The organism is Streptomyces sp. NPDC026589, from assembly GCF_040638385.1.
Taxonomy (GTDB): domain Bacteria; phylum Actinomycetota; class Actinomycetes; order Streptomycetales; family Streptomycetaceae; genus Streptomyces.
Genome location: NZ_JBEZYG010000016.1, coordinates 1 through 24,142 on the forward strand (window position 1 = coordinate 1; position 24,142 = coordinate 24,142).

General features: G+C 70.5%; 23 protein-coding genes, 1 tRNA gene and 1 pseudogene. 12 read left to right on the forward strand and 13 right to left on the reverse strand.

The window, feature by feature from the left end; genetic code table 11:
- Positions 1–142: 142 nt before the first annotated feature.
- The 6 genes from pknB to AB0F29_RS26040 form a co-directional block, all read right to left on the reverse strand.
- Positions 143–2,152 carry a Stk1 family PASTA domain-containing Ser/Thr kinase gene (gene pknB / locus AB0F29_RS26015; protein ID WP_361876411.1) on the reverse strand — a complete coding sequence of 670 codons (2,010 nt, stop codon included), beginning with the start codon at positions 2,150–2,152 and terminating at the stop codon, positions 143–145.
- 169 nt (positions 2,153–2,321) lie between these two features.
- Positions 2,322–3,779, reverse strand: coding sequence for a penicillin-binding transpeptidase domain-containing protein (locus AB0F29_RS26020; RefSeq protein WP_361876414.1), 1,458 nt, complete (start codon positions 3,777–3,779; stop codon positions 2,322–2,324).
- Positions 3,776–5,176, reverse strand: a complete 1,401-nt coding sequence (locus AB0F29_RS26025) for an FtsW/RodA/SpoVE family cell cycle protein (protein ID WP_018957292.1) — start codon at positions 5,174–5,176, stop codon at positions 3,776–3,778. The genes AB0F29_RS26020 and AB0F29_RS26025 overlap by 4 nt, the downstream gene beginning before the upstream one ends.
- A 22-nt stretch (positions 5,177–5,198) precedes the next feature.
- A complete protein-coding gene (locus tag AB0F29_RS26030; RefSeq protein WP_361876889.1) occupies positions 5,199–6,698 on the reverse strand; it encodes a PP2C family serine/threonine-protein phosphatase in 1,500 nt (499 codons plus the stop codon).
- A 129-nt stretch (positions 6,699–6,827) separates the two neighbouring features.
- Positions 6,828–7,346 carry an FHA domain-containing protein gene (locus AB0F29_RS26035; RefSeq protein ID WP_003967913.1) on the reverse strand — a complete coding sequence of 173 codons (519 nt, stop codon included), beginning with the start codon at positions 7,344–7,346 and terminating at the stop codon, positions 6,828–6,830.
- Positions 7,347–7,356: 10 nt separating this feature from the next.
- Entirely contained in the window at positions 7,357–8,214 is an 858-nt protein-coding gene (locus AB0F29_RS26040) for a DUF3662 and FHA domain-containing protein (protein ID WP_361876418.1), read from the reverse strand.
- A 315-nt stretch (positions 8,215–8,529) separates the two neighbouring features.
- On the opposite strand from AB0F29_RS26040, the gene AB0F29_RS26045 reads away from it, so the two are divergent.
- The 5 genes and pseudogenes from AB0F29_RS26045 (at position 8,530) to AB0F29_RS26065 (ending at position 10,877) form a co-directional block, all read left to right on the forward strand.
- Positions 8,530–8,612 (forward strand) — tRNA-Leu (locus AB0F29_RS26045).
- Between the two features lie 381 nt (positions 8,613–8,993).
- Positions 8,994–9,233: pseudogene (locus AB0F29_RS26050) on the forward strand (aldehyde dehydrogenase family protein); the annotation flags it as partial.
- A gap of 56 nt (positions 9,234–9,289) precedes the next feature.
- Complete coding sequence (locus tag AB0F29_RS26055; RefSeq protein WP_361876916.1) at positions 9,290–9,490, forward strand: hypothetical protein; 201 nt, start codon at positions 9,290–9,292, stop codon at positions 9,488–9,490.
- Between the two features lie 191 nt (positions 9,491–9,681).
- A complete protein-coding gene (locus AB0F29_RS26060; protein WP_361876421.1) occupies positions 9,682–9,918 on the forward strand; it encodes a DUF1272 domain-containing protein in 237 nt (78 codons plus the stop codon).
- Between the two features lie 302 nt (positions 9,919–10,220).
- The gene (locus AB0F29_RS26065; RefSeq protein ID WP_361876424.1) at positions 10,221–10,877 is read left to right on the forward strand and encodes a TetR/AcrR family transcriptional regulator; all 657 of its coding nucleotides are present in this window, start codon (positions 10,221–10,223) and stop codon (positions 10,875–10,877) included.
- A gap of 237 nt (positions 10,878–11,114) precedes the next feature.
- Here AB0F29_RS26065 and AB0F29_RS26070 read toward each other — a convergent pair whose 3' ends face one another.
- Positions 11,115–11,717, reverse strand: coding sequence for a hypothetical protein (locus tag AB0F29_RS26070; protein ID WP_361876427.1), 603 nt, complete (start codon positions 11,715–11,717; stop codon positions 11,115–11,117).
- 630 nt (positions 11,718–12,347) lie between these two features.
- On the opposite strand from AB0F29_RS26070, the gene AB0F29_RS26075 reads away from it, so the two are divergent.
- The 7 genes from AB0F29_RS26075 (at position 12,348) to AB0F29_RS26105 (ending at position 18,965) form a co-directional block, all read left to right on the forward strand.
- Positions 12,348–13,058, forward strand: a complete 711-nt coding sequence (locus tag AB0F29_RS26075; protein WP_361876892.1) for an alpha/beta fold hydrolase — start codon at positions 12,348–12,350, stop codon at positions 13,056–13,058.
- Between the two features lie 81 nt (positions 13,059–13,139).
- On the forward strand, positions 13,140–13,361 hold the full coding sequence (locus AB0F29_RS26080) for a hypothetical protein (RefSeq protein WP_361876429.1): 222 nt from the start codon (positions 13,140–13,142) through the stop codon (positions 13,359–13,361).
- A gap of 1,007 nt (positions 13,362–14,368) precedes the next feature.
- Positions 14,369–15,199 carry a ScbR family autoregulator-binding transcription factor gene (locus AB0F29_RS26085; RefSeq protein ID WP_361876432.1) on the forward strand — a complete coding sequence of 277 codons (831 nt, stop codon included), beginning with the start codon at positions 14,369–14,371 and terminating at the stop codon, positions 15,197–15,199.
- A 162-nt stretch (positions 15,200–15,361) separates the two neighbouring features.
- Positions 15,362–15,742, forward strand: coding sequence for a helix-turn-helix domain-containing protein (locus tag AB0F29_RS26090; RefSeq protein ID WP_361876434.1), 381 nt, complete (start codon positions 15,362–15,364; stop codon positions 15,740–15,742).
- Positions 15,743–16,117: 375 nt separating this feature from the next.
- Positions 16,118–17,416, forward strand: a complete 1,299-nt coding sequence (locus AB0F29_RS26095) for a DUF2252 domain-containing protein (protein WP_361876895.1) — start codon at positions 16,118–16,120, stop codon at positions 17,414–17,416.
- Positions 17,417–17,561: 145 nt separating this feature from the next.
- Positions 17,562–18,530 (forward strand): J domain-containing protein, encoded by a 969-nt coding sequence (locus tag AB0F29_RS26100; RefSeq protein ID WP_361876436.1) that lies wholly within the window; start codon positions 17,562–17,564, stop codon positions 18,528–18,530.
- Between the two features lie 90 nt (positions 18,531–18,620).
- Positions 18,621–18,965 (forward strand): rhodanese-like domain-containing protein, encoded by a 345-nt coding sequence (locus AB0F29_RS26105; protein ID WP_215105740.1) that lies wholly within the window; start codon positions 18,621–18,623, stop codon positions 18,963–18,965.
- A 48-nt stretch (positions 18,966–19,013) separates the two neighbouring features.
- Here the strand turns inward: AB0F29_RS26105 and AB0F29_RS26110 are convergent, their stop codons facing one another.
- From AB0F29_RS26110 to paaA, 6 genes are all read right to left on the reverse strand, one after another.
- Complete coding sequence (locus tag AB0F29_RS26110) at positions 19,014–20,198, reverse strand: acyl-CoA dehydrogenase family protein (protein WP_361876439.1); 1,185 nt, start codon at positions 20,196–20,198, stop codon at positions 19,014–19,016.
- A gap of 265 nt (positions 20,199–20,463) precedes the next feature.
- Positions 20,464–21,522: a 2Fe-2S iron-sulfur cluster-binding protein gene (locus AB0F29_RS26115; RefSeq protein WP_361876442.1), complete on the reverse strand. Its 1,059-nt coding sequence runs from the start codon at positions 21,520–21,522 to the stop codon at positions 20,464–20,466.
- Positions 21,523–22,017: a 1,2-phenylacetyl-CoA epoxidase subunit PaaD gene (paaD, locus tag AB0F29_RS26120; protein WP_361876445.1), complete on the reverse strand. Its 495-nt coding sequence runs from the start codon at positions 22,015–22,017 to the stop codon at positions 21,523–21,525.
- The gene (paaC, locus tag AB0F29_RS26125) at positions 22,011–22,727 is read right to left on the reverse strand and encodes a 1,2-phenylacetyl-CoA epoxidase subunit PaaC (protein WP_361876448.1); all 717 of its coding nucleotides are present in this window, start codon (positions 22,725–22,727) and stop codon (positions 22,011–22,013) included. Before paaC ends, paaD begins: the two co-directional genes overlap by 7 nt.
- On the reverse strand, positions 22,724–23,014 hold the full coding sequence (gene paaB / locus AB0F29_RS26130) for a 1,2-phenylacetyl-CoA epoxidase subunit PaaB (RefSeq protein ID WP_007447213.1): 291 nt from the start codon (positions 23,012–23,014) through the stop codon (positions 22,724–22,726). Before paaB ends, paaC begins: the two co-directional genes overlap by 4 nt.
- Entirely contained in the window at positions 23,011–24,057 is a 1,047-nt protein-coding gene (gene paaA / locus AB0F29_RS26135) for a 1,2-phenylacetyl-CoA epoxidase subunit PaaA (RefSeq protein WP_361876453.1), read from the reverse strand. The genes paaB and paaA overlap by 4 nt, the downstream gene beginning before the upstream one ends.
- Between the last annotated feature and the right edge of the window lie 85 nt (positions 24,058–24,142).

A 24,142-nucleotide genomic window follows, 5' to 3' on the forward strand; every position in this document is an offset into this window, starting at 1 on the left:
AAGGGACGGCGCCCCTGGATAACGGACCGGTCCCGGATCTTGAAGTCCATCGCATCCCCTGAACTGGGGTGTTGCGACAACCACTAGAACTCAAGTCATGGTGACCGGGGCCCTTTCCGTGCCGGGCGGGGTGTGCGGTGGGTCAGTCGTCGCCCAGGCCTCCGATGAAGCCCCCGCCGTTCCCGCCGTTCCCGTTTCCGCCGTTCCCGCCGCCCTCGATGGTCACGAGGGTGACGGTGCTGCCCTTGTCCGCCGGAGTGGTCGGCGCCGGGCTGCTGGTGATCACCCGGGCGTTCGGCTTGTCGACCGAACCCTGGGCGAGTGCGACCACGAAGCCGAGCCCTTCGAGCTGAGCCTTCACGTCCTGGTACGGCCTGTTGCCGATGTCACCGGGGACCGCGACCTGCTCCGGCTGCGCCGGGCCCTTGGAGACCTTCAGGACGATCTGCGCGTCCTTGGCCTGCTTGCTCGGGCCCGTCGGCGTCTGCTCGATCACCTCTCCGGCCGGCTTCTCCGAGTCCACGTCGGTGCGCGAGATGTTGGTGAAGCCGATGCCCCGCAACTGCTGCTCCGCAGCCTCGTACGTGCGGGTCCGCATGTCCGGCAGGTCGAGAGACGCCTGGGTCGCCACGGTGATGGTGATCTCGGCCCCGTCCGCGGCCTTCGCGCCGCCCTTGGGGTCCTGCTCGATCACGGTGCCCTCGGTCTTCTCGGACTCCTCCGTGGTGACGTTGACCGTGAAGCCCTTGCCCTCCAGGACCTCGCGGGCGCCGTCCTCGGACTTCTCCAGGACGTTGGGGACCTCGATCTTCGGCGCTCCGGCGGAGACGACGACCGTGACGGTGCCGTCCTTGTCCATCAGCGCGTCCGCCGCCGGGTCCTGCGAGCAGATCTCGCCCTTCTCCTGCTCCTCGCACGGCTCCTCGGCGCCGACCTTCACGGTGACGTCGGTTCTGGCCGCGAGTTTCTCCGCTTCCTGCACCGTGGAGCCCACCAGGTTCGGGGCGTTGATCTGGCCGTCGTCGCTGGTCGGGGAGAAGACCACCCGGCCGATCAGGATCGCGCCGATCAGCACCAGGATGCCCGCGACGATCAGCAGGATCGTCGAGGTGTTGCTCTTCTTCTGCTGGCGCCGGCGGCCCTGGCGGTCGTCGTAGCCGTAACCGCCGTCGTCCGGGTTGACCGGGGGCAGCATCGAGGTCTGCGCGTTGTTCGGGTCGGCCGGGCGCAGGGCGGCGGTGGGCTGGTCGGGGTGGTAACCGTCGTAGCCCCCGTACCCCGCGGCGCCCATCGCCGCCGTGGCCGCGACCGGCTGGCCGTCGAGGCAGGCCTCGATGTCGGCGCGCATCTCGTCGGCGGACTGGTAGCGGTAGTCCGGGTCCTTGGTGAGCGCCTTCAACACGATCGCGTCCATCTCGGGCGTGATCTCGGGGTCGAAGTTGCTCGGCGGCTGCGGCTCCTCCCGGACGTGCTGGTAGGCCACCGCGACGGGCGAGTCCCCGACGAACGGGGGCCGCACGGCGAGCAGCTCGTACAGCAGGCAGCCGGTGGAGTACAGGTCGGAGCGCGCGTCGACCTGCTCGCCCTTGGCCTGCTCCGGGGAGAGGTACTGGGCGGTGCCGATGACCGCGGCGGTCTGCGTCATCGTCATCCCGGAGTCGCCCATGGCGCGGGCGATGCCGAAGTCCATGACCTTGACCTGGCCGGTGCGCGTCAGCATGACGTTCGCCGGTTTGATGTCGCGGTGGACGATCTGGGCGCGGTGCGAGTACTCCAGGGCCTGGAGGATCCCGACCGTCATCTCCAGCGTGCGCTCGGGGAGCAGTCTGCGACCGGAGTGCAGGAGTTCCCTCAGCGTCGACCCGTCGACATACTCCATCACGATGTACGGGATGGAGACCCCGTCGACGTAGTCCTCGCCGGTGTCGTACACGGCGACGATCGCGGGGTGGTTGAGCGAGGCGGCCGACTGGGCCTCTCGGCGGAACCGGGCCTGGAAGGACGGGTCGCGGGCCAGATCGGCCCGGAGCGTCTTCACAGCTACGGTGCGGCCGAGCCGGGTGTCGTGCGCGAGGTAGACCTCGGCCATGCCACCACGGCCGAGCACCGAGCCCAGCTCGTACCGGCCGCCGAGGCGACGCGGCTCTTCCATCTGTTCCAGCCCTCTCCGTCAGTCCCGACCGCACCCGTGTGTGGTCCGCGGCGGTGCGCTGTTCGCGCATACGCTACCGGGCACGGGTGACGTGATCAGCCCGCACCCGGCAGCCGATATCCGACCGGTATCCGATGTCCGGTATGACGGGCGGCCGCCGTGACAGGTCTCACTTCCTGCTGTCGATGACCGCTTTCATCACGTCGCGCGCGATGGGGGCGGCCAGCCCGCCGCCGGAGATGTCGTCCCGGTTGGCGTTGCCGTCCTCGACCACGACGGCGACGGCGACCGGTGAGCCGCTGTCGGTCTTCGCGTACGAGATGAACCAGGCGTACGGCTTCTCGCTGTTGTTCAGACCGTGCTGTGCCGTTCCGGTCTTGCCGCCCACTGTGACGCCGGGGATCCGCGCGTTGGTTCCCGTGCCGTCCTTGACGACGGTCTCCATCATCTGCTGGACCTTCTGGGCGTTCTCACCCGAGAGCGCGCGGCTGAGCTCTTCGGGCTCGTGGGTGTAGACCGGGTCCAGGTTGGGCGCCTGCCGCTCGGCGACCATGTACGGCTGCATCAGCTTGCCGTCGTTGGCGATCGCGGAGGCCACCATGGCCATCTGGAGCGGGGTGGTGCGGTTGGACGCCTGGCCGATGCCGGCCATCGCGTTCTGCGGCCTGTTGTCCTCGGGGTAGATGCTCGCGTCGGCGCGGACGGGCGTGAAGACTTCCTTGTTGAAGCCGAACTTGTCCGTCTGCTCGATCATCTTCTTGTTGCCGAGGTCGTCGCTCATCTTCCCGAAGACGGTGTTGCACGACACCCGCAGGGCCTCACGCAGCGTGGCGTTCTCGCAGGGGATGTCGCCCTCGTTCCGGAGCTGCGTGGTGGACTGCGGCAGCGTCCAGGGCAGCGGGGAGTCCGTCTTGGCGTCGATGTCGTCGTAGAGCCCGTTCTCCAGGGCGGCGGCGGCGGTGACGACCTTGAAGGTGGAGCCCGGGGGGTAGGTCTCGCGCAAGGCCCGGTTGAGCATCGGCTTGTCCTCGTCCTTCAGGAGCTTCTGCCGGTTGTCCGAGTCCTTGAGCGAGTTACCGGCGAAGACCGAGGGGTCGTAGGACGGGGTGCTGGCGAGGGCGAGGATGGCGCCGCTCTTCGGGTCGAGGGCGACCACAGCGCCCTTCTTCTCGCCGAGCCCCTTGAAGGCGGCCTTCTGGGCGTCGCCGTTCAGTGTGGTGACGACGTTGCCGCCGCGCTTCTTGTCGCCGGTGAACATCGACAGCGTCCGGTCGAAGAACAGCTGGTCGTCGTTGCCGGTGAGGATGCCGTCTTCCAGGTTCTCCAGCTGCGAGGAGTCGAAGGCCTGCGAGGAGTAGCCGGTCACGGGGGCCCACAGGGGGCCGTCCTTCCAGACCCGCTTGTACCTGAAGTCGCCGTCCTCGGTCTCGGCGGAGCCGGTGATCGCCTTGCCGTCGACGATGATGTCGCCGCGCTCGTGGGCGTACCGCTCGATCTCGACACGGCGGTTGTACTTGTGGCTGGTCAGCTCGTCGGCGCGGACGTACTGGAGCCAGTTGTCCCGGATGAGCAGGGCGAGCATCAGGAGACCGCAGAAGACCGCCACCCGGCGCAGGGGCTTGTTCACGGGCGGACCACCTGCGTCATCTCGGCGTCGGTGGAGGGTGCGGGTGCCGGGGCGGGACGGCGGGCGGTGTCGCTGATGCGGATCAGAATGCCGATCAGGGCCCAGTTGGCGATGACCGACGACCCGCCGGCCGCGAGGAACGGCATCGTCATACCGGTGAGCGGGATGAGGCCCATGACACCGCCGGCGACGACGAAGACCTGGATGGCGAAGGCTCCGGAGAGCCCGATGGCCAGCAGCTTGCCGAACGGGTCGCGGGCGGCGAGCGCGGTGCGCACACCGCGCTCGACGATCAGCCCGTACAGCAGGAGGAACGCCATCATTCCGGCGAGCCCGAGCTCCTCGCCCACGGTGGCGAGGATGAAGTCGGTGTTGGCGGCGAAGAGGATGAGGTCGGAGTTGCCCTGGCCGAGACCGGTCCCGAGCGTGCCGCCGGAGCCGAAGGCCATCAGTACCTGGGCCATCTGCTCACTGGCGGCATGGGTGCCCCAGCCGGCGAAGGGGTCGAGCCAGGCGGTGACCCGGTCCTGCACGTGCTTCTCGAAGGAGGCCACGCCGACCGCGCCCGCGGCCGACATGGTGAGGCCGAAGACGATCCAGCTGGTGCGCTCGGTCGCCACGTAGAGCATGACGACGAACATGCCGAAGAAGAGGAGCGAGGTGCCGAGGTCGGTCTCGAAGACGAGGATCAGGATCGACATCGCCCAGATGGCGAGGATCGGACCGAGGTCCCTCCCGCGGGGCAGGTACATGCCCATGAACCGGCGGCTGGCGAGGGCCAGGGCGTCGCGCTTCACCATCAGGTAGCCGGAGAAGAAGATCGTGATGACGATCTTCGCGAACTCGCCGGGCTGGATGGAGCCGATGCCGGGGATGGTGATCCAGATCCTCGCGCCGAACTGGGGCGGGAAGAACATCGGCAGGATCAGCAGGATGAGCGCGACCACCATGGAGATGTAGGTGTAGCGCTGGAGGATGCGGTGGTCCTTGAGCAGGAGCAGCACACCGATGAACAGGGCCACGCCCATCGCCGAGAAGATCAGCTGCTTGGAGGCGGCGGGCGCGAAGCTGGGGTGGGCGAGCAGCCGCTCCGACTGGTCGAGGCGCCAGATCAGTGCCAGGCCCAGGCCGTTCAGCAGGGTGGCCAGGGGCAGCAGCAGCGGATCGGCGTACTTGGCGAATCGGCGCACCACGAGGTGGGCGACGCCGCCGAGCAGGGCGAGCCCCGCTCCGTAGCCGAGCATGCCGGTGGGCAGTTCGCCGTTGAGGGCGAGGCCCACGTTGGCGTAGGCGAACACCGAGATGGCGACGGCGAAGACGACGAGTGCCAGCTCGGTGTTGCGGCGGCTCGGTGCGTCGATCGCGCCGATGGTGGTCGTGTTGGTGACAACGCTCATGGTGCTGAAGGCCCCCTACGGCTTACTGCTTACCGCACTGCGGTACCAGCTTCTTCTCTTCCTCCGAGAGGCTGGGGCCGGGAGTGGGAGCGGTGGTCGGCTTGGTCCCCTTGGCGGAGGACGTGGCGGAAGTCCTGGTGGCGGGGGCTCCGGCGGTGCCGCCGGCCTCGCCCTCGTCCGTACGGGCCCGGTTCTCGGCGTCGGCCGCGCGGCGCTGCGCGTCCTTCTTGCAGGCGGAGGCCTGGGCGGCGAGCTCGTCGACCTTCTCGCGGGCGTCGGTGATGTTGCCCTCGGCGATCGTCGCCTCCACCTGCTTGCGCTGGTACGGCGGCAGGTACTTGAGCTCGATCTCGGGGTGGTTCTTCGCGACCTTCGAGAGCGAGACCCAGGCGAGGTCCTGGCTGATGCCCTGGAACAGTGCGACGTTCTCGTCCTTGGCGCCGACGTAGTACTGCGTCTGCGTCCAGCGGTAGCCGCCGTACAGACCGCCGCCGATCACGGCCAGGGCCAGCACGATGTAGACGGAACGCTTCAGCCACTTGCGGCCGCCGCCCGGCTTGACGAAGTCCTCGTCCGTGTAGGCGTCGTAGGAGCCGTCCGGCATGCCCCCGTAGCCGACGTCGCCGCTGCCGGGCGGGCCGAAGCCGCCGGCGGGCGGGGGCACGGGGCGGCCGAGGCCGGCGGCGCGGCCGGCGGGCGTCTGCATGGCCCCGCCGTCGCCGAGCTGGGCCTGGTTCTCCGCGACCGCGCCGACGACGACCGGGGTGTCGTTGAGCTGCCCGGCCAGGGTGTCGTTGCTGTCGACGTCCAGGACGTCGGCCACGATGCAGGTGATGTTGTCCGGGCCGCCGCCGCGCAGAGCGAGCTGGATCAGCTCCTGGATGGTCTCCTGCGGGCCCTGATAGCTGGCGAGGGTCTCTTCCATCGTCTGGTGCGAGACGACGCCGGAGAGGCCGTCCGAGCAGATCAGATAGCGGTCGCCGGCGCGGACCTCGCGGATGGAGAGGTCCGGTTCGACATGGTCGCCGCTGCCCAGCGCCCGCATCAGCAGGGAGCGCTGTGGGTGGGTGGTGGCCTCTTCCTCGGTGATCCGGCCCTCGTCGACGAGGCGTTGCACCCAGGTGTGGTCCTGGGTGATCTGCGTCAGGACGCCGTCCCGCAGCAGATACGCGCGGGAGTCGCCGACGTGCACCAGGCCGAGGCGCTGACCGGTCCAGAGCAGGGCGGTGAGCGTGGTGCCCATGCCCTCCAGCTGGGGGTCCTCCTCGACCATGACGCGCAACTGGTCGTTGGCCTGCTGGACGGCCGTGCCGAGCGAGGTCAGGAGGTCGGATCCCGGTACGTCGTCGTCGAGCGGGACGAGCGTGGAGATCACCTCGGAGCTGGCGACCTCTCCGGCCGCCTGACCGCCCATGCCGTCGGCGATGGCGAGGAGCCGGGGACCGGCGTAGCCGGAGTCCTCGTTGCCCTCCCGGATCATGCCCTTGTGCGACCCGGCGGCGAAGCGCAGCGACAGACTCATGCGCACCTCGCCCGTCGGCTCGGGGTACAGCCTGTCTCGAGCCACACTGCCCACCCTCCGGTCGGGAACCGGGCAGCGTCCGCCGTCGGGACCGCCGCGGCTCGCTCGCTCCGCTCGCTCATTGTCGTACTACTTCCGCAGCTCGATGACGGTCTTGCCGATACGGATCGGCGCGCCCAGCGGAACTGGTGTCGGGGTGGTGAGCCGGGTCCGTTCCAGATACGTGCCGTTGGTGGACCCGAGATCCTCGACGATCCACTGACCGTCACGGTCCGGGTAGATCCTGGCATGCCTGCTGGACGCGTAGTCGTCGTCCAGCACGATCGTTGAATCGTGGGCCCGGCCCAGGGTGATGGTCTGCCCCTGGAGCGCGACCGTCGTGCCCGTGAGCGTGCCTTCGGACACGACCAGTTTGGTGGGTGCCCCGCGGCGCTGCCGCCCGGGCTGCTGGCGCTGCTGGGGCGGCGCCGCTTGTTGTTGTTGGCGGCCCTGTTGGGGGCGCGCGTCGGCGGCAGTGCGGCGTGAGCCGCGCTGCGTGACGCGCGTTCCGAACAGGTCGCTGCGGATGACCTGTACGGCCACGATGACGAACAGCCACAGAACAGCCAGGAAACCTAGCCGCATGACCGTCAGGGTCAGCTCTGACATTGCCCCCGCTTCACCCTTCGGCTTGCCGGTAAACGATGGTGGTGCTGCCCACGACGATCCGCGAGCCGTCGCGGAGCGTAGCGCGGGTGGTGTGCTGCCCGTCTACCACGATGCCGTTGGTAGACCCGAGATCCTGGATCGTCGAGGGCGTTCCGGTCCGGATCTCACAGTGCCGGCGCGATACGCCGGGGTCGTCGATCCGCACGTCGGCGTCGGTGGATCGTCCCATCACCAACGTCGGGCGGGAGATCTGATGGCGGGTGCCGTTGATCTCGATCCAGCGCCGTGTCCGGGCGTCCGGCAGGGGGCCGGACGCGGCCGGCGGGCGCCGGTCGTTCGTGGGGGCCGAGGTCCGTCCGGCGCCGGGCGGCGGGGCCGCGGGCATCGGCGGAGCGGCGCTCGGGGGGTAGCCGTAGCCGCCGGGAGCCTGCGGGGCGGCGGGCCGCCCGGCCGCGGGCTGCTGGGGCTGGGCCGCCGGGTCCTGCTGTGACGAACTCGATGCCAGGGTGCGGCTGCGGACCCGGTAGAGCCCGGTGTCGAGGTCGTCGGCCTTCTCCAGGTGGACCTTGATCGGCCCCATGAAGGTGTAGCGCTGCTGCTTGGCGTAGTCGCGCACCAGGCCGGAGAGCTCGTCGCCCAGTTGACCGGAGTACGGGCTGAGCCGCTCGTAGTCGGGTGTGCTGAGCTCGACGATGAAGTCGTTGGGGACGACGGTCCGCTCACGGTTCCAGATCGTCGCGTTGTTGTCGCACTCCCGCTGGAGGGCGCCGGCGATCTCGACGGGCTGCACCTCGGACTTGAAGACCTTGGCGAAGGTGCCGTTGACCATCCCCTCGAGGCGCTGCTCGAAACGCTTCATGACCCCCATGGGGCACCTCCTCCGTTGTCATCGTCCCTGTACTGCTTACTGATCGTATCCACGCGTCGGGAAATCGGCTGGTTCCCCTTGTCTGGCCTGTGGATGAGTGTCACCCCTCACACGGATCGTAGAGGTGCCCTCCTCACAGTGTCCCGCACCCGGGACGCACTCTGGAGGAGTGGGGGAGATGGTTCCGGGTTCCCCGCTTCCCCTGCCGGAGGCGACGAAACAACGGATGTGATTCCACCCTGTTCACCGTGCTAATCTTCCGGATGTCGCCAGGAGCTCGCACCACACGGTGAGAGGGTCTGGAACACCACTTATGCGCGAGTGGCGGAACGGCAGACGCGCTGGCTTCAGGTGCCAGTGTCCTTAGGGACGTGGGGGTTCAAATCCCCCCTCGCGCACAACGAGGGCACGAAAGTGCCCGGCAGTACCGAAGAAGAGGTCGGCCCCGTGATCACGGGGTCGACCTTTTCGCTGTATCCGGCCTGTTCACAGATCACCGGCTTGGGCGCCGACCTGGTCACCGGCTTGTTCACCGGCCTGTTCACCGGCTTGGGCGCCGGTGCGGATCGGCTGGGCGCCGGACAGCCCCCTTGGCCGGGGTAGCTCGTAGGGACTTTGCAGGACGAGTCGTTTCGTTCCTCTGTAGGGTTGGGATGAACTGGTCAACGCATGGATACCTGGTGCCGGACATGTCCGGTCGCAGATCAGGGGGAGTCCATGTCAGGCCCCACGGGCGGCCCCCGGCCCGCCCCCGAAGCGCCGCCCCGAGGGGCCGCCCCATGCGCCGACGGGCGAGTTGTGGCGCGTCGCCTCGACGAGGTGATCGATCTGCTCCAGCGGGAGAACGGCAAGGTCCGGGCGGACGCCGTGGTCGACTGGCCGCGGGGAACACCGTGGTGTTCAGGCCCGGCGAGTCCACCCCCGCCTGCGGGAAATGGCTGGTTGACACCTTTGCCGAGGCGGTTTCCGGCCCACCGGTGCTGCAACTCGCCGTCGGCCGGGGCGAGACCGGTGCCGCGCTGTGCCGGGCGGGCGGGCGTCGGCAAGGTCGCCCCGGTGGTCGCCCTTCCCGGCCGTGGGCGCGCTGCCTTTCGGCGGGCGCGGGAAGTCCGGCTCCGGGCGCATCCACGGCGCCGACGGGCTGCGGGAGTTCGCCGTGCCGCAGGTTGTGGCCCGCCGCCTGTTCAAGGCGCCGCTGGCCATCCAGACGTACGCGAGAGGGCTCCGGGACGTCCCGGGGCTGGAGAGCCTGATCAGGAAGCGGACCGGCCTTTGATGACGAGGCCGGGGCGCGAGAGTGCGGGGGAGGCGCCCGCGTGGCCGTTCGTGCGGAGCCGCCCTTTCGTGTCCGTCCCGCATTCAGTTCCTGATCGGAAGGATTTTCTACGGATCGCAACGTCTGCCGGTGCGCCGGTGCGCCGGTGCGCGGGCGGGACGAAGGGTGAGGGTGGTTGGACCATGCTGAGGATGCGTCCCCAGCGCATGAAGTGCTCGTCCGCGACAGGCCCCGCCGCCGAGGCGTACATCTGCAGTTACGAGTGCACCTGGTGCCCGTCCTGCCGGGAGGGCTTCGCCGACGGGTGCCCCAACTGCCGCGGGGAACTGGTGCGCAGACCGCGCCGCACCACCGGGGCGGCGGCCATCGCCTCCCGGGGCCCCGCCCTGCTGAAGCGTTTCGTCCGGCGGGCCTCCGGGCGGGCCTGAACCCGCGGCGGTTCGGCGTCCACGGCCGGTCCGGCGAACCACCGGGCCAGCCGTGTGGCCGGTTCCTGCCCGTAGGGGGAGCGGCCTCCGCGGTCGCCGAGACCGCGTACGAACTGGGCGGAGCCCTGGGCATCGCGGTCCTCGGCAGTGTGCTGGGCCGGGCCTTGCCGCAACAGCCGGCGCCAGGGCCAGGGCCAGCGAGAACGCCGCAACTTGAGACAGGACTAAACGAGTCGTATCGTTCCGAACTCGCGTGGATGAGCGGAGCCGTCCGACCTGACCTGGGTACGAGGAGGAAAGACATGGGACAGAAGCGAACTCTCGGAGTGGTCGAGGACTCCACCGGGGTGCACCGGCGGGATCTGGACGCTCGTGAGCGCATTCTGGAAGCAGCTTGGAAGAACCTTGCCGAACTGGGCTACTCGAAGCTCACCGTGGGCGGCGTGGCCGCCGACGCGGGGGTGGGAAAGGCCACGCTCTATCGGTCCTGGCCCAACAAGGCCGCGCTGGTGCTGGACGTGATCCGCAGCCAGCTGCACGACGTGCCCACGGACGACCTCGGCGACAGTCGGCAGGAGATGCTCACGCTGGCGAACGAGGCGATGCTCCGGTTCTACGGCTCGGGGCGGCTGCGTGCCGTGCTGCCGTCGCTGGTCGGGGACCTGTTCGACGACGAGACGCTGCGCGAGGTGATGCGGGTGGAGATCCTGGAGACCCGTAAGCGGCAGTCCACCGTGGTGCTGGAGCGGGCGGTGGCCCGCGGGGTGCTGCCCGAGGACACCGACGTCTCGCTGGTGCTGGACATGTGGGCCGGGACGATGCTGTTCCGGAGTCTGTTCGGCGCCGATGCGGTGTCCGAGGAGGACGTGGTGCGGCTGGTCGACGCCACGATCGCCTCCCCGCCGCGCAGGCCGGCCGAGGTGACGGACGGCGACGCACGGCGGGCGGGCCTCTCCTGACGGAGGGGCCCGCCCGCGGGACCCGGCGGTGGAAGCGGCTCACGGGGGCCGTTCCGCTCGGGAGGAGCGACCGCGGCCGCCGACAGCACCGACAGCACCGTCGGCACAGCGGGACGTACGGCCGCCCGCAGACGGAAGCCGGCCGACCGCACTCGGCCCGCCCGTACGGAAGACCGGTACGAACGACCGGACGAACGACCGGGACGAAAGACCGTCGACCGCCCGCCCGCCCGGAAGTCAGCGGGGCGTGGGCGCGGGCGATTCCTCCTGATGGCTCAGCGCAAGGGCGAGCTTCTGCTGGGAGATCTCGGTACCGGCGACCCGCGGCGTGACGCCGGTGGACCGTACCTTGTCGAAGATCTCGCCGGTGACGTCGCGCATGGTCTTCTCGATCTCCGCGAACGCCGGGCCGGCCTCCGGCCCGATGTCGCCGAAGAGGGGCAGGGCAGAAGCGGGAGCAGCGCGTCCTCGGGACGGAGTCCCATCCGCTCGATGGAACGGTCCAGGTTGCGCAGCATGGCCTCGCCGGACTTCGCTATGCCCTTGGGCTCTCCGGTCTCCGGTCGACCCGGAGGACCACGTGATCAGGGCGTCCGGCAGTGCGCGCCAGGCGGTGAAGGACAGAGCCTCTTCGGTGGTCGCGGCGATCTCCGCCGCTGCGGTCAGCTCCTCGATGGTGACGCTGCCGAGTTCCCGCGTGCCGGCGGAGCCCGTGGTCGCGGCGTCGGTGATTTCCAGGCGGGAGCGGCACCGGCCGGCGATGCGCCGACTCACCGACTCCTGCTGCTGGTGGTCGAGGAGCACGATCGAGGCGCCGGCGGGCGTGAGTGCGAGCAGCACGGTGACGTAGCCGGCCGAGTCGGCCGCTTCGAACGTGACCCGGCCCCGGTGACCAGGCCGCGTCGGTGAAGTTCCGCCGCGACGCCCAGTGCCCGGAGTTCGACGTCTTCGTAGGTTTCTTCTGCATGCGACGTGAAGATTTTTGGCGTCACGGCATTCCAGCTTTTTCGAGTGGGTGAGAACGGTCGCGCGAGGTGCTGGGAGATGCGTGGAAGGTGGTGGGGTGGGGGTTACCGGAGGTCCCAGGAGTTCCACAGCGCCCGGCAGATCCGACAAGGTCGCTCACGACGTCGAGGAACATGGTGATGATCTTGGTCATCTCATCCCCCGAGGTCTCGCTGCCGGTAACGTCGCAGCTGGGGGAGGTGTAGAACGAGGCGACTCGTTCAGAGTAGAGTGCGGTGTGATAGCTGTCGAGAAATTCATCCGTGTCGTACCGGTAATCGCAGGGAATTAGACAATTGGGGATGGTGGGCCATGGAAGAGCCTGGCGGTGACCGTCGTGAAGATGGATTGAAAGGCAAGGGAGGAGAGGGTGCGAGACTCGGTTCCGGAGAATTACGTGAACTCGGGTCGGTCGAAGGTCGCGGAATTTGGACTTCCGGGGAAGAGGACGGAAAACCTCTGGTCCTGGTACACGGAATCCGGCTCTCCGCCAGCATGTGGCGGCCGCACGCCCGCCGTATCGGGCCGGGCTACCGGATCGTCGCCTGCGACCTGCCGGGGCACGGCTCCCTGAGCGAACGGCGCTTCACTCTGGCCGGCGCGGTCGACCAGATCGGTGCCGCGGTCGCGCACGCGGCGTCGGGCGGTCGGCCCGTCGTTCTCGCGGGGATGTCTCTCGGTGGCTTCCCCTCACTCGCGTACGCCGCCCAACACCCCCGGACTCTCGGCGGGTTGCTGCTGAACAACTGCACCGCCCAACCGCGCGGCGCCGCGGTCGTCCTGTACCGGGCGGCTGGGCGTCTGGGCCGGTGGGCGGGGAAGGAGTGGGCGGACCGGATCGGTGCCGCGGCGCTGCGCAAGGCGCTGCCGGCGGAGAGCGCCGAGGCGGCGATCGCCGGCGGGCTGTCGATGCCCGGCTTCTTCGACGCGGCCCAGGACGTGCCCCGGCACGACTACCTGGCGATGGCCGGGAAGCTGACCCTGCCACTGCTGATTTCCAACGGGCGGAGCGACTGGCTGTTCCGCTCCGACGAGAACGCGTTCCTGGCCGCTGCCCGAACGGCCGACCCGCGGGCCCGGCTCGAGCATCTGCCGGGCTCCCACCTGCTGGCCCTGACCGATCCGGACGGCTTCACCGAAGTGCTGCGCAGGGCCTACCGGGAACTGGTCGGCTGAGGTGCGGGCCGCGGCGGTGCCGTACTGCACCTTCTCCAAGGCCTTCGGCTCCATCGGCGGCGTGGTACTCCCGGCACCCCCGTGGCGTCCCTGGACACCCAGGACGGACCGCACACCCTGATCGGCCGGCGACGGCTGATGGACGCGGGTGTCTACGTCAACGCGGTACTGCCCCCGGCCGCCTCCCCGCGGCTGCGCAGCAGCGGCACGGCCGTGCAGACCGACGAACAGATGGAGCGTGCGCTGGCGGGGTTCGCCCTCGCCAGGGACGTCCTCGGGCCGGTCCTCACCCGCGGCGCGTAACCGGAACGCGACGAGCGGTGTGGACACCGGCATCGAGGAGCGGATGCAGGCGGCCGACCAGTAGTGGTCGCGCGAGACGCAGGACCACCGGCTGGAGTACATGCTGCTCGGCGAGGCCGTCGGCTGACCGGAACACGCCCTGGGGGTAGCCGGGGGTGAGAGACACCGGGGCGGCCTGCCGCGCGACGAGTGTCGCAGGTCGTGACCACGCGTGCGCAGGGACGCGAACGATTCTCGTTGGTCGCCGTCGGCGGCAGCGGCGTATTTCGGTCGTCCTGCGCGTCGGGGCCCACCCCTCGGTCCCGGGGCCCGACCTCTGCGCCGGTCCCCCGCGGTCCGCTGCGGTCCTCCCCGGTCCTCCGCGTACACGTCCCTCCCGCTGACCGCTTCCTCGCGGAAGCGGCTGCCGCCTCTGCTTCCCCTCCCCCTCGCCTCTCTCCTCATTTCTCTTCCCACCGTCGGCGCGGGTCTCGCTGGGCAATCTGCTACCGCTGGGGCCGCACCCCCGTGCGGCCGTCCGGAGCACCCGCCGGATTCTCCAGGCCCTGGCCTGCCCGAGCGTCACCGCTGAGGCAGGTCGATCCGGGCGGCGGGTCGCTTCCGTGTAGCCTGAGAAAGCTCAGCCGTATGCGGACAGCTGAGTTCCCTCGCATATTCTCAGTCGCTCGCGACTGTCGGGTTTGGTTCGGCAGAACCCCCGCTTCGAAGAGATCCGGAGCGGGGGTTCTTCGTTGTTCCGTGGCCCGAACCCTGATATCCGTGGTGTTCCTCCTTCACCACGTTCTCGCCGGGCCGTGTTTTCGGCGAGCGGGCGGGGTACGGACAGGCGGGTGAGGAGGAGGCGGCAGCGGGTGTCCGCGGGCGGTGATCCATCAGGTGTGGGCACGGTTTCCGGACAGACCGATGGCCGGTGCAACGGCGCACTTGCATACGCTGGCCGCAGAGGTTGGATCGACGGCGACTCGGCGGTGAAGGGCTGAGCGCACAGAACGTCCCGGAGGCAGGAAATGGCGAAGCAGGCTCGCGCAGTCCAGACGTGGCGGTCGATCGTGGATGCCGCGGCGAGTGTCTTCGACGACTACGGCTACGAGCGTGCCGCCATCTCGGAGATTCTCCGCCGCGCCAAGGTCACCAAGGGGGCCTTGTACTTCCACTTCGCCTCCAAGGAGGCCATCGCGCAGGCGATCATGGACGAGCAGACCTCCACGGTCGAGTTCGAGCAGGAGGGATCGCCGCTTCAGTCCCTGGTGGACGGTGGCCAGCAGTTCGCTTTCGCTCTGCGCCACAACTCGATGGCCAGGGCCGGTACCAGGCTCTCCATCGAGGGAGTCTTCCTCGGCGGGCCGCATCCATGGAGCGACTGGATCGACGCGACGGCCCGGATGCTGGAGCTGGGCCAGGAGCGCGGCGAGGTGTTCCCGCAGATCGACCCGATGGTGTCAGCCAAAATCATCGTCGCTTCGTTCACCGGTATTCAGCTGGTCTCGGAGGCCGACTCGGGCCGGGCCGATCTGCGCGAGCAGGTGGCCGAGATGTGGCGCCACATCCTGCCGTCGATCGCTCACCCCGGTGTCATCGCCCACATCAAGCCGGAGGGCCGGGTGGATCTGGCGGCCCAGGCCCGCGAGAAGGCGGAGCGTGAGGAGCAGGAGGCCAGGATCGCCGCGGAGGCCAAGGGTGCGGGTTCCGATCCCGCGAGCGACACGGGCTCCCGATCCGGCGGGCCAGGTCTGCGGGGTGGTGGAGCCGGCCGTGGCCCGCGGGCCGGGGGGGCCGGCGACGAGGGCGACGAGGAGCCCGCGGGTGCGGGGGTGGCGGCCGGAGGGGCCGTCGCCTGATGGACTCCGGGCGTGCTGTGTTTCACGTGAAACGTCCGGTTGTTCATGATCATCATACGACAGGGTCGCGGTGCTCCTGGAGCCTCCCCGACCCTGCCGGAGTTCACGGAGCGGCTACTTACCTTTGGTAAGCCGCTAAGAGTGGCCCAGTATTCTGGGGGAATGGCGGATCACGGCGAGCAGCCCTGTCGGCGGGTCGACCGGGGGATCAGCCGCGTCTTCGCGTTGTTCGGCAAGCGCTGGACCGGCCAGATTGTCTCGGTGCTGCTCCAGCGACCGGTGCACTTCGCCGAGCTGCGACGGGCGATTCCCGGAATCAGCGAGCGCATGCTCTCGGACCGGTTGACCGAACTCGGCACGGCCGGCCTGGTGATCCGCGAGGTTGACGCGGGGCCGCCGCTGCGCGTCGCGTATCGGCTCACCGAGGCGGGCGCCGCGATGGAGCCCGCGCTCAAGGAACTGGGGCGGTGGGCGGACACCTATCTGACGCGGGACGACTATCCGACGCGGGACGACGTGGCCGGCTCCGGGACCGGCTGCTGACCTCACCCGGCTGCCCCGGGCGCACCACTGCCGGCCACCGGGCCGCCCTCCCCGCGTGGTGCCCGTCCACCGGCCCGGCGGGTGTCGTCGGGCATCCGGCGGTACCGTCGTGCTCGGTCGCTGGCGGACAGGACCGCTGACCGGTCCGACGGCCGGCAGCCGGAAGCGGTACGAGGGTGGGGGAGGCGACGCTCCATGAGCGGAACCGGGACGACGAGGCCTGAGCGGCGGACTGCCGGAACGACGGGGACCGACGCGACTGCGGAAGTCGCGGCGACCGCGGGCGAGGACCCGCGCATTCCGGTCGTGCCCGGGTTCGCCCGGCGTGGTGCCGGGAGTTCACCGAAGGCGGCCGGCAAGGCCCTCCGCGACCGGGTGCCGCGGAGCTCGCACGCCTCGCTGGTCCTGCCGCCGGGACGGCCGGACGCCGTGCGGGCGGTCGAGGAGTCGAACCGGGGCCGGGTGCCGGGCCTGACGCCGATACGGGTGGGCCGGATGGCGGCGACGCCGTTCGCCTTCCTGCGCGGCGCGGCCGGGCTGATGGCCCACGATCTGACGGGCACCCCGGTCACCGGGGTGGGCGCCCAGCTCTGCGGCGACGCGCACGCGGCCAACTTCGGCCTCTACGGCGATGCCCGCGGCAACCTGGTCATCGACCTGAACGACTTCGACGAGACCGTCTTCGGGCCGTGGGAGTGGGACCTCAAGCGGCTCGCCACCTCCCTGGTGCTGGCCGGCCGGGCCGCCGGGGCCGACGAGGACACCTGCCGCCGGGGCGCGCACGACGCCGTCGGCGCCTACCGGCGCACGATGCGGCTGCTGGCCCGGCTGCCCGCCCTCGACGCCTGGAACGCGATCGCGGACGAGGAGCTCGTCTCGCACACGGACGCGCGTGACCTGGTCGGCACCCTGGAGCGGGTCTCGGAGAAGGCCCGCAACAACACCAGCGCCCGCTTCGCCGCCCGCGCCACCGAGGAGTGCCCCGACGGCGGCCGGCGCTTCGTCGACGCCCGGCCCGTGCTGCGCCGGGTCCCGGACGCCGAGGCCGCTGTCGTGGCCGCCGGGCTCGGCGGCTATCTCTCCACCGTCTCCGAGGACCGGGTGCCGCTGCTGGCCCGGTACACGATCCACGACGTCGCGTTCCGGGTGGTCGGCACCGGCAGCGTGGGGACCCGGTCGTACGTGGTGCTGCTGCTCGATCACCGGGGCGAGCCGCTGGTCCTCCAGGTGAAGGAGGCGCGCCCCTCGGTGCTCGCCCCCTATCTGCCCGCGGTCGGTTTCGACGTGCCGGAGGTGGCGCACGAGGGCCGCCGGGTAGTGCTCGGGCAGAAGCGGATGCAGGTCGTCAGCGACATCCTGCTCGGCTGGGCGGACGTCGACGGCAGGCAGTTCCAGGTCCGGCAGTTCCGGAACCGCAAGGGCAGCGTGGACCCCGCCGCGCTCGCCGCCGACCAGGTGGACGACTACGGGCGGATGACCGGCGCGCTGCTCGCGCGGGCGCACGCGCACAGCGCCGACCCCCGCCTGCTGGCGGGCTACTGCGGCAAGAACGACGAGCTCGACGGGGCCGTGGCCGCCTTCGCGGTGACCTACGCCGACCGTACGGAAGCGGATCACGCCGAGCTGGTGCGGGCGATCAAGGCGGGCAGGCTGGCCGCCGAGTTCGGTATATGACGGGTTGGTGGCGCGATGGGGACGGGCCCGCGAGGCGCCGGTGCCCTGTCCGTGAAGCGGTGGGGCTCTGCCCGTGACGGGGTGGGGCCCAGGCCCGGGCCCCCGTGTGTGCCGCGCCGCCGGGCCGTGGCCATACGCTGGACGGGTGACCCACGAAGCCGCCGGGGTGCCGACCACCCGGAACGATGAAGACCGGCAGGACAACGACCGGCCGGACGCGCCCCGACCCGTCCCCGAAACGGAGGATGCCCCAGGGGCGCAGGACGCTCCGGGGGCGCCGGACGCTTCCGGGCCCGCGGACGCCGCTGCCGGGGAGTCCACCGGCCCCGAGGACGCCGCGCCGCGCCCCGAGGCGCGGCTGGCCAGGGCGGTACAGGTCGCCGAGCAGGCGTTGATCGAGTTCGAGATCGCGGTGGAGACCTTCCGGGTGGAGGTCGAGAACTTCTCCCGGCTGCACCACCAGAAGCTCGGTCCGATGTACACCCGCCTCGACGAGCTGGACGCGCTGATCGCCGAGGCGCGGGCCGCCCGGACAGGGGATCCGGAGGACGAGCGCAAGGCGCGGGAGGCGCGGGCGGTCGTCATGCCGATGCCCGGGGTCGACGAGCTGTTCCACGACTGGATGGACACCGACGGGCTCTCCCCCGAGGCCGCGGCGATGCTCACCGAACAAGCGGTCCGGCCGCCGAAGCGGGTCAGGCCGAGCGAGGAGGCCCGCAAGCTCTACCGGGAGCTGGCCCGCAAGGCGCACCCGGACCTCGCCCAGGACGAGCCGGAACGGCAGCGCCGGGACGAGTTCATCGCCCGGGTGAACGCCGCCTACGGGCGCGGCGACGTCGACCTCCTCAAGGAACTCGTGGCGGAGTGGGCGGCAGGCCCGGTGCAGCCCCTGGCCCCGCTGAGCGAGAGCGAGGAGCTCTACGCCCGGCTGGAGTGGCTCAGCCGGCGCAAGGAGCTGCTGACGGTGCTCGCCAAGGAGCTGGAGGACGGCGCGATCGGCTCGATGCTCCGGATGGCCCCGGACGACCCGGATCAGCTGCTGGAGGACATCGCGGAGCAACTGCTGGGCGAGGTGTCCCGGCGCGAGGCCGAGCTCGCGGAGATGGTGCAGTAGCGTTCCGGGTGACTCTGCCGCGTACGGACGAGGCCCCAGTACGAGGCCGCGTGTACGAGGTCCAAGACCGCACGAGAGAAGGCATGACCCATGAACTTCGCCCCGCTGCCCTCGGTGGACGCCGCGGCGGTGCCGTCGGACGGCTTCGTCCTGGATGTCCGTGAGAACGACGAGTGGGCGGCCGGTCACGTCGAGGGCGCGCTGCACATCCCGATGAGCGACTTCGTGGGCCGGTTCGGCGAGCTGACCGAGTCCGCCGAGGACGGCCGGCGCGTCCATGTGATGTGCCGGGTCGGCGGCCGGTCGGCCCAGGTCACCCAGTACCTGGTCCAGCAGGGCATCGACGCCGTGAACATCGACGGCGGCATGCAGGCCTGGGACGGCGCCGGACGCCCGATGGTCACGGACAACGGGACGCCCGCCTTCGTCCTCTGAATCCGGGCGGGCCTGGGCGGGCTTGGTCGGTGCTGTCGGTGCTGTCGGTCAGCCGAGCGGGTGGGCGGCCAACAGGTCACCCAAGGCCTCCTCATGGGCCGCGGCCGGGCCCAGGGAGAGCTCGATCTGTTTCGCCCAGGCGTGGAAGCGGTGCAGTGGGTAGTCGGTGTCCGCGCCGAAGCCGCCGTGCAGGTGCTGTGCGGTCTGCACGACGCGGCGGACGCCGTCGGAGGCCCAGATCTTCGCCACGGCGACATCGCCCACTGTGGGCAGCGGCCCCCCGGCGTCGGCCGAGATCCGCCAGGCGGCCTGCCAGAGCGTCGCCTCCATCGCCCGCAGATCGATGTACCGATCGGCTGTCTGGACGGCCACCGCCTGGAACGTGGCGACCGGGAATCCGAACTGCTCGCGCTCGCCGGTGTATGCGGCGGTCATCGCGAGCACCCGCTCGCCCAGCCCGAGCGCGAGCGCGCAGGTTCCCGTGGTGAGCAGGGACCGCAGCCACTCCCAGCAGCCCGGGACGTCGATCAGCTCGCGGTCCGTCACCCGCACGGAGTCGAGCCGGACCTCGGCCAGCCGCTCACCGTTGGTGGAGACCTGGTCCGCCAGGGTGACGCCGTCGCGGGTACGGGGCACGAGGGCCAGGACCGGCCGGCCGGCCGCGGTGTGCGCGGGGATGGCGATCCAGTCGGCCACCTGGGCCCAGGGAACCGCGGACTGCACCCCGTCGAGCACCCAGCCGGAGCCGCTTGCCGACGCCGACCCCCCGCGGATTTCTTCGTTCTCGCCGTTTTCCCCGTACGGCCGTGCGGCGACGGCGAGTTCGGCGGGATCGTGACCGCTGCGCCCGTTGGCGCCGACGGTCAGGATCAGTTCACCCCGGCCTGCCGGTGGCAGCAGCTCCGCCGCGAGGGCGCTCCCGCCGTACCGCTGGACCGCCATGGCCACCGCACAGCTCTCCAGCAGCGGGACCCTGGCCAGCACCTTCGCCGACTCCCGCAGGACCAGGCAGAGCGCGATCGGGTCGAGGCCCGCGCCTCCGTGGTCCGGCGACAGGGTGAGACCGAGCAGATCCGTGCGCGCCAGCTCGTTCCACAGCTGTCGGTCGATGTCCTCCGCCACGGCGCCCGGGGTCAGGGCGGGGCTGGGAGCGCGGTCGGGTGCGACGTCCGAGAAGACCGCCCTGGCCGCCTCGACGGCCGCCTGCTGTTCCTCGGTGAAGGTGAAGTCCACTGTCCCGGCCTCCCGCTAACCGTGCACGACCTGACGGATCGTCAAGATAGAACAGGTTCTAGAGGAAGGGAACAGTGCGGGGGCGCGTCAGCGCCCCCACGGCACCGGAGGGCCTCGGCGGCGTCAGCGGCGTCGGCGATGCCGGTGGCCTCAGCGATCCCGGTGGCCTCAGCGATCCCGGTGGCCTCAGCGATCCCGGTCGCCTCAGTGGCCTCAGTCGCCTCAACAACCTCACAACCCCAGCGACCCAGTGGCCCCAGCGACCTCAGCGGTCGAAGTCCAACTCCACCTCCGGGGTGAGCGGATGCGACTGACAGGCCAGCACGAAGCCCGCCCCGGTCTCCTCCGGTTCCAGCGCGAAGTTGCGGTCCATCCGGACCTCGCCCGAGACGAGGAAGGCCCGGCAGGTCCCGCACACCCCTCCCTTGCAGGCGTACGGAGCGTCCGAGCGGCTTCGCAGCACCGTCTCCAGCAGGGATTCGGTGTCCTGTACGGGCCAGCTGCCCGAGCGGCCGTGGAGGGTGGCCGTCAGCACGGCGTCGGACGGGGCGGCGACCTTGACGACCGCCACGTCGGTGGGGCCCTCGTCGACGTGGAAGATCTCCTGGTGGATCCGGGAGCGGTCGACGCCGAGGGCTTTCAGGGCCTTCTCCGTGCCCCGTACGAGACCGAGCGGCCCGCACAGGAACCAGCCGTCCACCTCCGTCACCGGAAGCACGGCGGGCAGCAGGCCGGTGAGCCGTTCGGCGTCCAGCCGCCCGGAGGGGAGCCCGGCCGACTGCTCCTCCCGGGAGAGCGCGGTGACCAGCTGGAAGCGGTCCGGATACCGGTCCTTGAGGTCGGCCACCTCGTCGAGGAACATCGTCGAGGCCGCTGTGCGGTCGCTGCGGATCAGGCAGAACCGGGCCGTCGGTTCCCGGTCGAGCAGGGTGGCCGCCATGGACAGCACCGGGGTGATGCCGCTGCCGCCGACCACCGCCGCGAACAGACCGGGACGTGGCTTCAGGACGAAGCGGCCCATCGGAGGCATGGCCTCCACCCGGTCCCCGACGGCCAGCTCCTTCAGGGCGTACGTGGAGAACGCCCCGCCGTCGACCCGGCGGATGCCCACCCGCAGGACCGGTTCGCCGGGCTGTTCGGTGGCCGGTGCGCAGATCGAGTACGAACGGCGGATCTCCTGGCCGTCCACGGTGTAGCGCACGTTCAGATGCTGGCCGGGGGTGTGGCGGAAGGTCTCGCGCAGCTCGGCCGGCACGGCGAGCGTCACGGCCACCGCGTCGTCCGTGATCCGTTCGATCGCGCTGACCCGGAGCGGATGAAACATCTACAACTCCTTGAAGTGGTCGAACGGTTCACGGCAGTCGACGCAGCGGCGCAGGGCCTTGCACGCCGTGGAGGAGAACCGGCTGAGCAGTTCCGTGTCCGTGGAACCGCAGTGCGGGCAGCGCACCGAGAGCGTCAGCGGCACGGGGCCGTCGGGGCCCTGGGCGCGCGGCGGGGCGATGCCGAACTCGGCCAGCTTGCGGCGTCCTTCGGCGCTGATGTCGTCCGTCGACCAGGCCGGCGCCAGGACGGTGACCACGGAGACGTCCGGTACGCCGTGGTCGTGGAGCACCCGCTCGATATCGGCGGACATCGACTCGATCGCCGGGCAGCCGGTGTAGGTCGGAGTGAGCTGTACGGTCACCCGGCCCGGTCCGTCCAGGCGTACGTCCCGCAGGACGCCGAGCTCCGCCAGGGTCAGCACCGGCAGTTCGGGGTCGGGCACGGAGCCGGCGAGGTCGCGCAGCTCCGCCTCCAGCCGGGTGTCGGTCACCATGACGCCCCCGGATGGCTGCGGTGCAGGTGCTGCATCTCGGCGATCATGCGGCCGAACGGCTCGGTGTGCAGGCCCTGCCGGCCCGCTCCGACCGCCCAGCCACCGGACCGCGGGCCCGCCGGGAGGGTCAGACCCGCCCGTTCGATGACATCGGTGACGGCGGCGAGCCAACCGGCCTCCAGCGTCTGCCAGTCGACACCGGAGCCCGGGGAGTCGAGCCCCTCGACCGGCTGGAACATCTCCCCGGTGAACCGCCACAGCGCGTCCAGGCCGCTCCGCATCCGGTCGTGGCTCTCCTCGGTGCCGTCGCCGAGCCTCAGGACCCACTGCTCGGCGTGGTCGCGGTGGTAGGCCACCTCCTTGACGGCCTTGGCCGCGAGTCCGGTGAACTCGCTGTCCCCGGCCGCCAGTCGCTCGTACAGCAAGTGCTGGTAGACCGAGAAGTAGAGCTGCCGGGCGATGGTGTGCGCGAAGTCCCCGTTCGGCTGCTCGACCAGCTGGAGGTTGCGGAAGGCCCGTTCCTCGCGGAGGTAGGCGAGCTCGTCCTCGTCGCCGACGAGCGAGAGCAGCACCCGGGCCTGTCCCAGCAGATCGAGGGCGATGTTGGCGAGGGCCACCTCCTCCTCCAGCACGGGGGCGTGGCCTGCCCACTCTCCCAGCCGGTGCGAGAGCACCAGCGCGTCGTCGCCGAGGGCGAGGGCGGCGCTCACAGGTGCTTCACCCCGTCCGGGATCTCGTAGAAGGTCGGGTGGCGGTAGGGCTTGTCGCCGGCCGGCTCGAAGAAGGAGTCCTTCTCGTCGGGGGAGGAGGCGGTGATCCCGGTGGACGGGACCACCCAGATCGAGACGCCTTCCGAGCGGCGGGTGTAGAGGTCGCGGGCGTTGCGCAGGGCCATCTCGGCGTCCGGCGCGTGCAGACTGCCCGCATGGGTGTGGGACAGTCCGCGGCGCGAGCGCACGAAGACCTCCCACAGAGGCCAGTCGGTCGAGCTGCTCATGCCGTCTCCTCCACGTGGTGCGCGGGCGCGCTGTGTTGTGCCGATGTCCGGGGTGATGGCTGCGCCGGGGCGTGCTTGGCGGCGTACGCCGCTGCCGCGTCGCGGACCCAGGCGCCCTCCTCGTGGGCCCTGCGTCGCTGGGTGATCCGCTGTTCGTTGCAGGGGCCGTTGCCCTTGAGGACCGCCTGGAACTCGGCCCAGTCGATCGCACCGAACTCGTGCCGACCGAGCTCCTCGTTCCACCGGATGTCGGGGTCGGGGAGCTCCAGGCCCAGCGCTTCGGCCTGGGGAACGCAGATGTCCACGAAGCGTCGGCGCAGCTCGTCGTTGGAGTGCCGCTTGATCTTCCAGGCCATGGACTGCTCGGAGTGCGACGAGGCGTCGTCGGGCGGGCCGAACATCATCAGAGAGGGCCACCACCAGCGATTCACCGCGTCCTGGGCCATGGCGTGCTGGGCCTCGGTGCCGCGGCTGAGGGCGAGCAGCAGCTCGTACCCCTGGCGCTGGTGGAAGGACTCCTCCTTGCAGATGCGGACCATCGCGCGGGCGTAGGGGCCGTAGGAGCAGCGGCAGAGCGGCACCTGGTTGGTGATCGCCGCCCCGTCCACCAGCCAGCCGATGGCGCCGACGTCGGCCCACGTCAGCGTGGGGTAGTTGAAGATCGACGAATAGCGCTGGCGGCCCGCGTGGAGCTTGTCGAGCAGCTCCTCGCGGCTGGTGCCCAGGGTCTCGGCGGCGCTGTAGAGATACAGGCCGTGGCCCGCCTCGTCCTGCACCTTGGCCATGAGGATCGCCTTGCGGCGCAGCGAGGGCGCCCGGGTGATCCAGTTGGCCTCGGGCTGCATGCCGATGATCTCCGAGTGGGCGTGCTGGGCCATCTGGCGCACCAGCGTCGCCCGGTAGGCGTCGGGCATCCAGTCGCGCGGCTCGATCCGCTCGTCCGCCGCCACGGCCGCGTCGAAAGCCGCGATGCGGTCCGCGTCCACCGCGTCCTCCATGCCGAGCGTCTTCTGCGTCGTCTGGTCCGCAGTCACTGCCGCCATCCCGGGCTCCCTACCGACCGATCGTTCGGTTCCTTGACTTCAATGGTGAGTCGGAGGCCCGTAGGGTGTCAACCCTGTGGATAAC

Bases quoted from the DNA above. Each gene is read 5' to 3' on its own strand.
- paaB (WP_007447213.1), bottom strand. From the start codon at position 23,014: ATGAGCAGCTCGACCGACTGGCCTCTGTGGGAGGTCTTCGTGCGCTCG.
- AB0F29_RS26105 (WP_215105740.1), top strand. From the start codon at position 18,621: ATGAACTTCGCCCCGCTGCCCTCGGTGGACGCCGCGGCGGTGCCGTCG.
- AB0F29_RS26085 (WP_361876432.1), top strand. From the start codon at position 14,369: ATGGCGAAGCAGGCTCGCGCAGTCCAGACGTGGCGGTCGATCGTGGAT.
- paaA (WP_361876453.1), bottom strand. From the start codon at position 24,057: ATGGCGGCAGTGACTGCGGACCAGACGACGCAGAAGACGCTCGGCATG.
- AB0F29_RS26115 (WP_361876442.1), bottom strand. From the start codon at position 21,522: ATGTTTCATCCGCTCCGGGTCAGCGCGATCGAACGGATCACGGACGAC.
- AB0F29_RS26040 (WP_361876418.1), bottom strand. From the start codon at position 8,214: ATGGGGGTCATGAAGCGTTTCGAGCAGCGCCTCGAGGGGATGGTCAAC.
- pknB (WP_361876411.1), bottom strand. From the start codon at position 2,152: ATGGAAGAGCCGCGTCGCCTCGGCGGCCGGTACGAGCTGGGCTCGGTG.
- AB0F29_RS26035 (WP_003967913.1), bottom strand. From the start codon at position 7,346: ATGTCAGAGCTGACCCTGACGGTCATGCGGCTAGGTTTCCTGGCTGTT.
- AB0F29_RS26030 (WP_361876889.1), bottom strand. From the start codon at position 6,698: ATGAGTCTGTCGCTGCGCTTCGCCGCCGGGTCGCACAAGGGCATGATC.
- AB0F29_RS26065 (WP_361876424.1), top strand. From the start codon at position 10,221: ATGGGACAGAAGCGAACTCTCGGAGTGGTCGAGGACTCCACCGGGGTG.
- paaD (WP_361876445.1), bottom strand. From the start codon at position 22,017: ATGGTGACCGACACCCGGCTGGAGGCGGAGCTGCGCGACCTCGCCGGC.
- AB0F29_RS26025 (WP_018957292.1), bottom strand. From the start codon at position 5,176: ATGAGCGTTGTCACCAACACGACCACCATCGGCGCGATCGACGCACCG.
- AB0F29_RS26090 (WP_361876434.1), top strand. From the start codon at position 15,362: ATGGCGGATCACGGCGAGCAGCCCTGTCGGCGGGTCGACCGGGGGATC.
- AB0F29_RS26060 (WP_361876421.1), top strand. From the start codon at position 9,682: ATGCGTCCCCAGCGCATGAAGTGCTCGTCCGCGACAGGCCCCGCCGCC.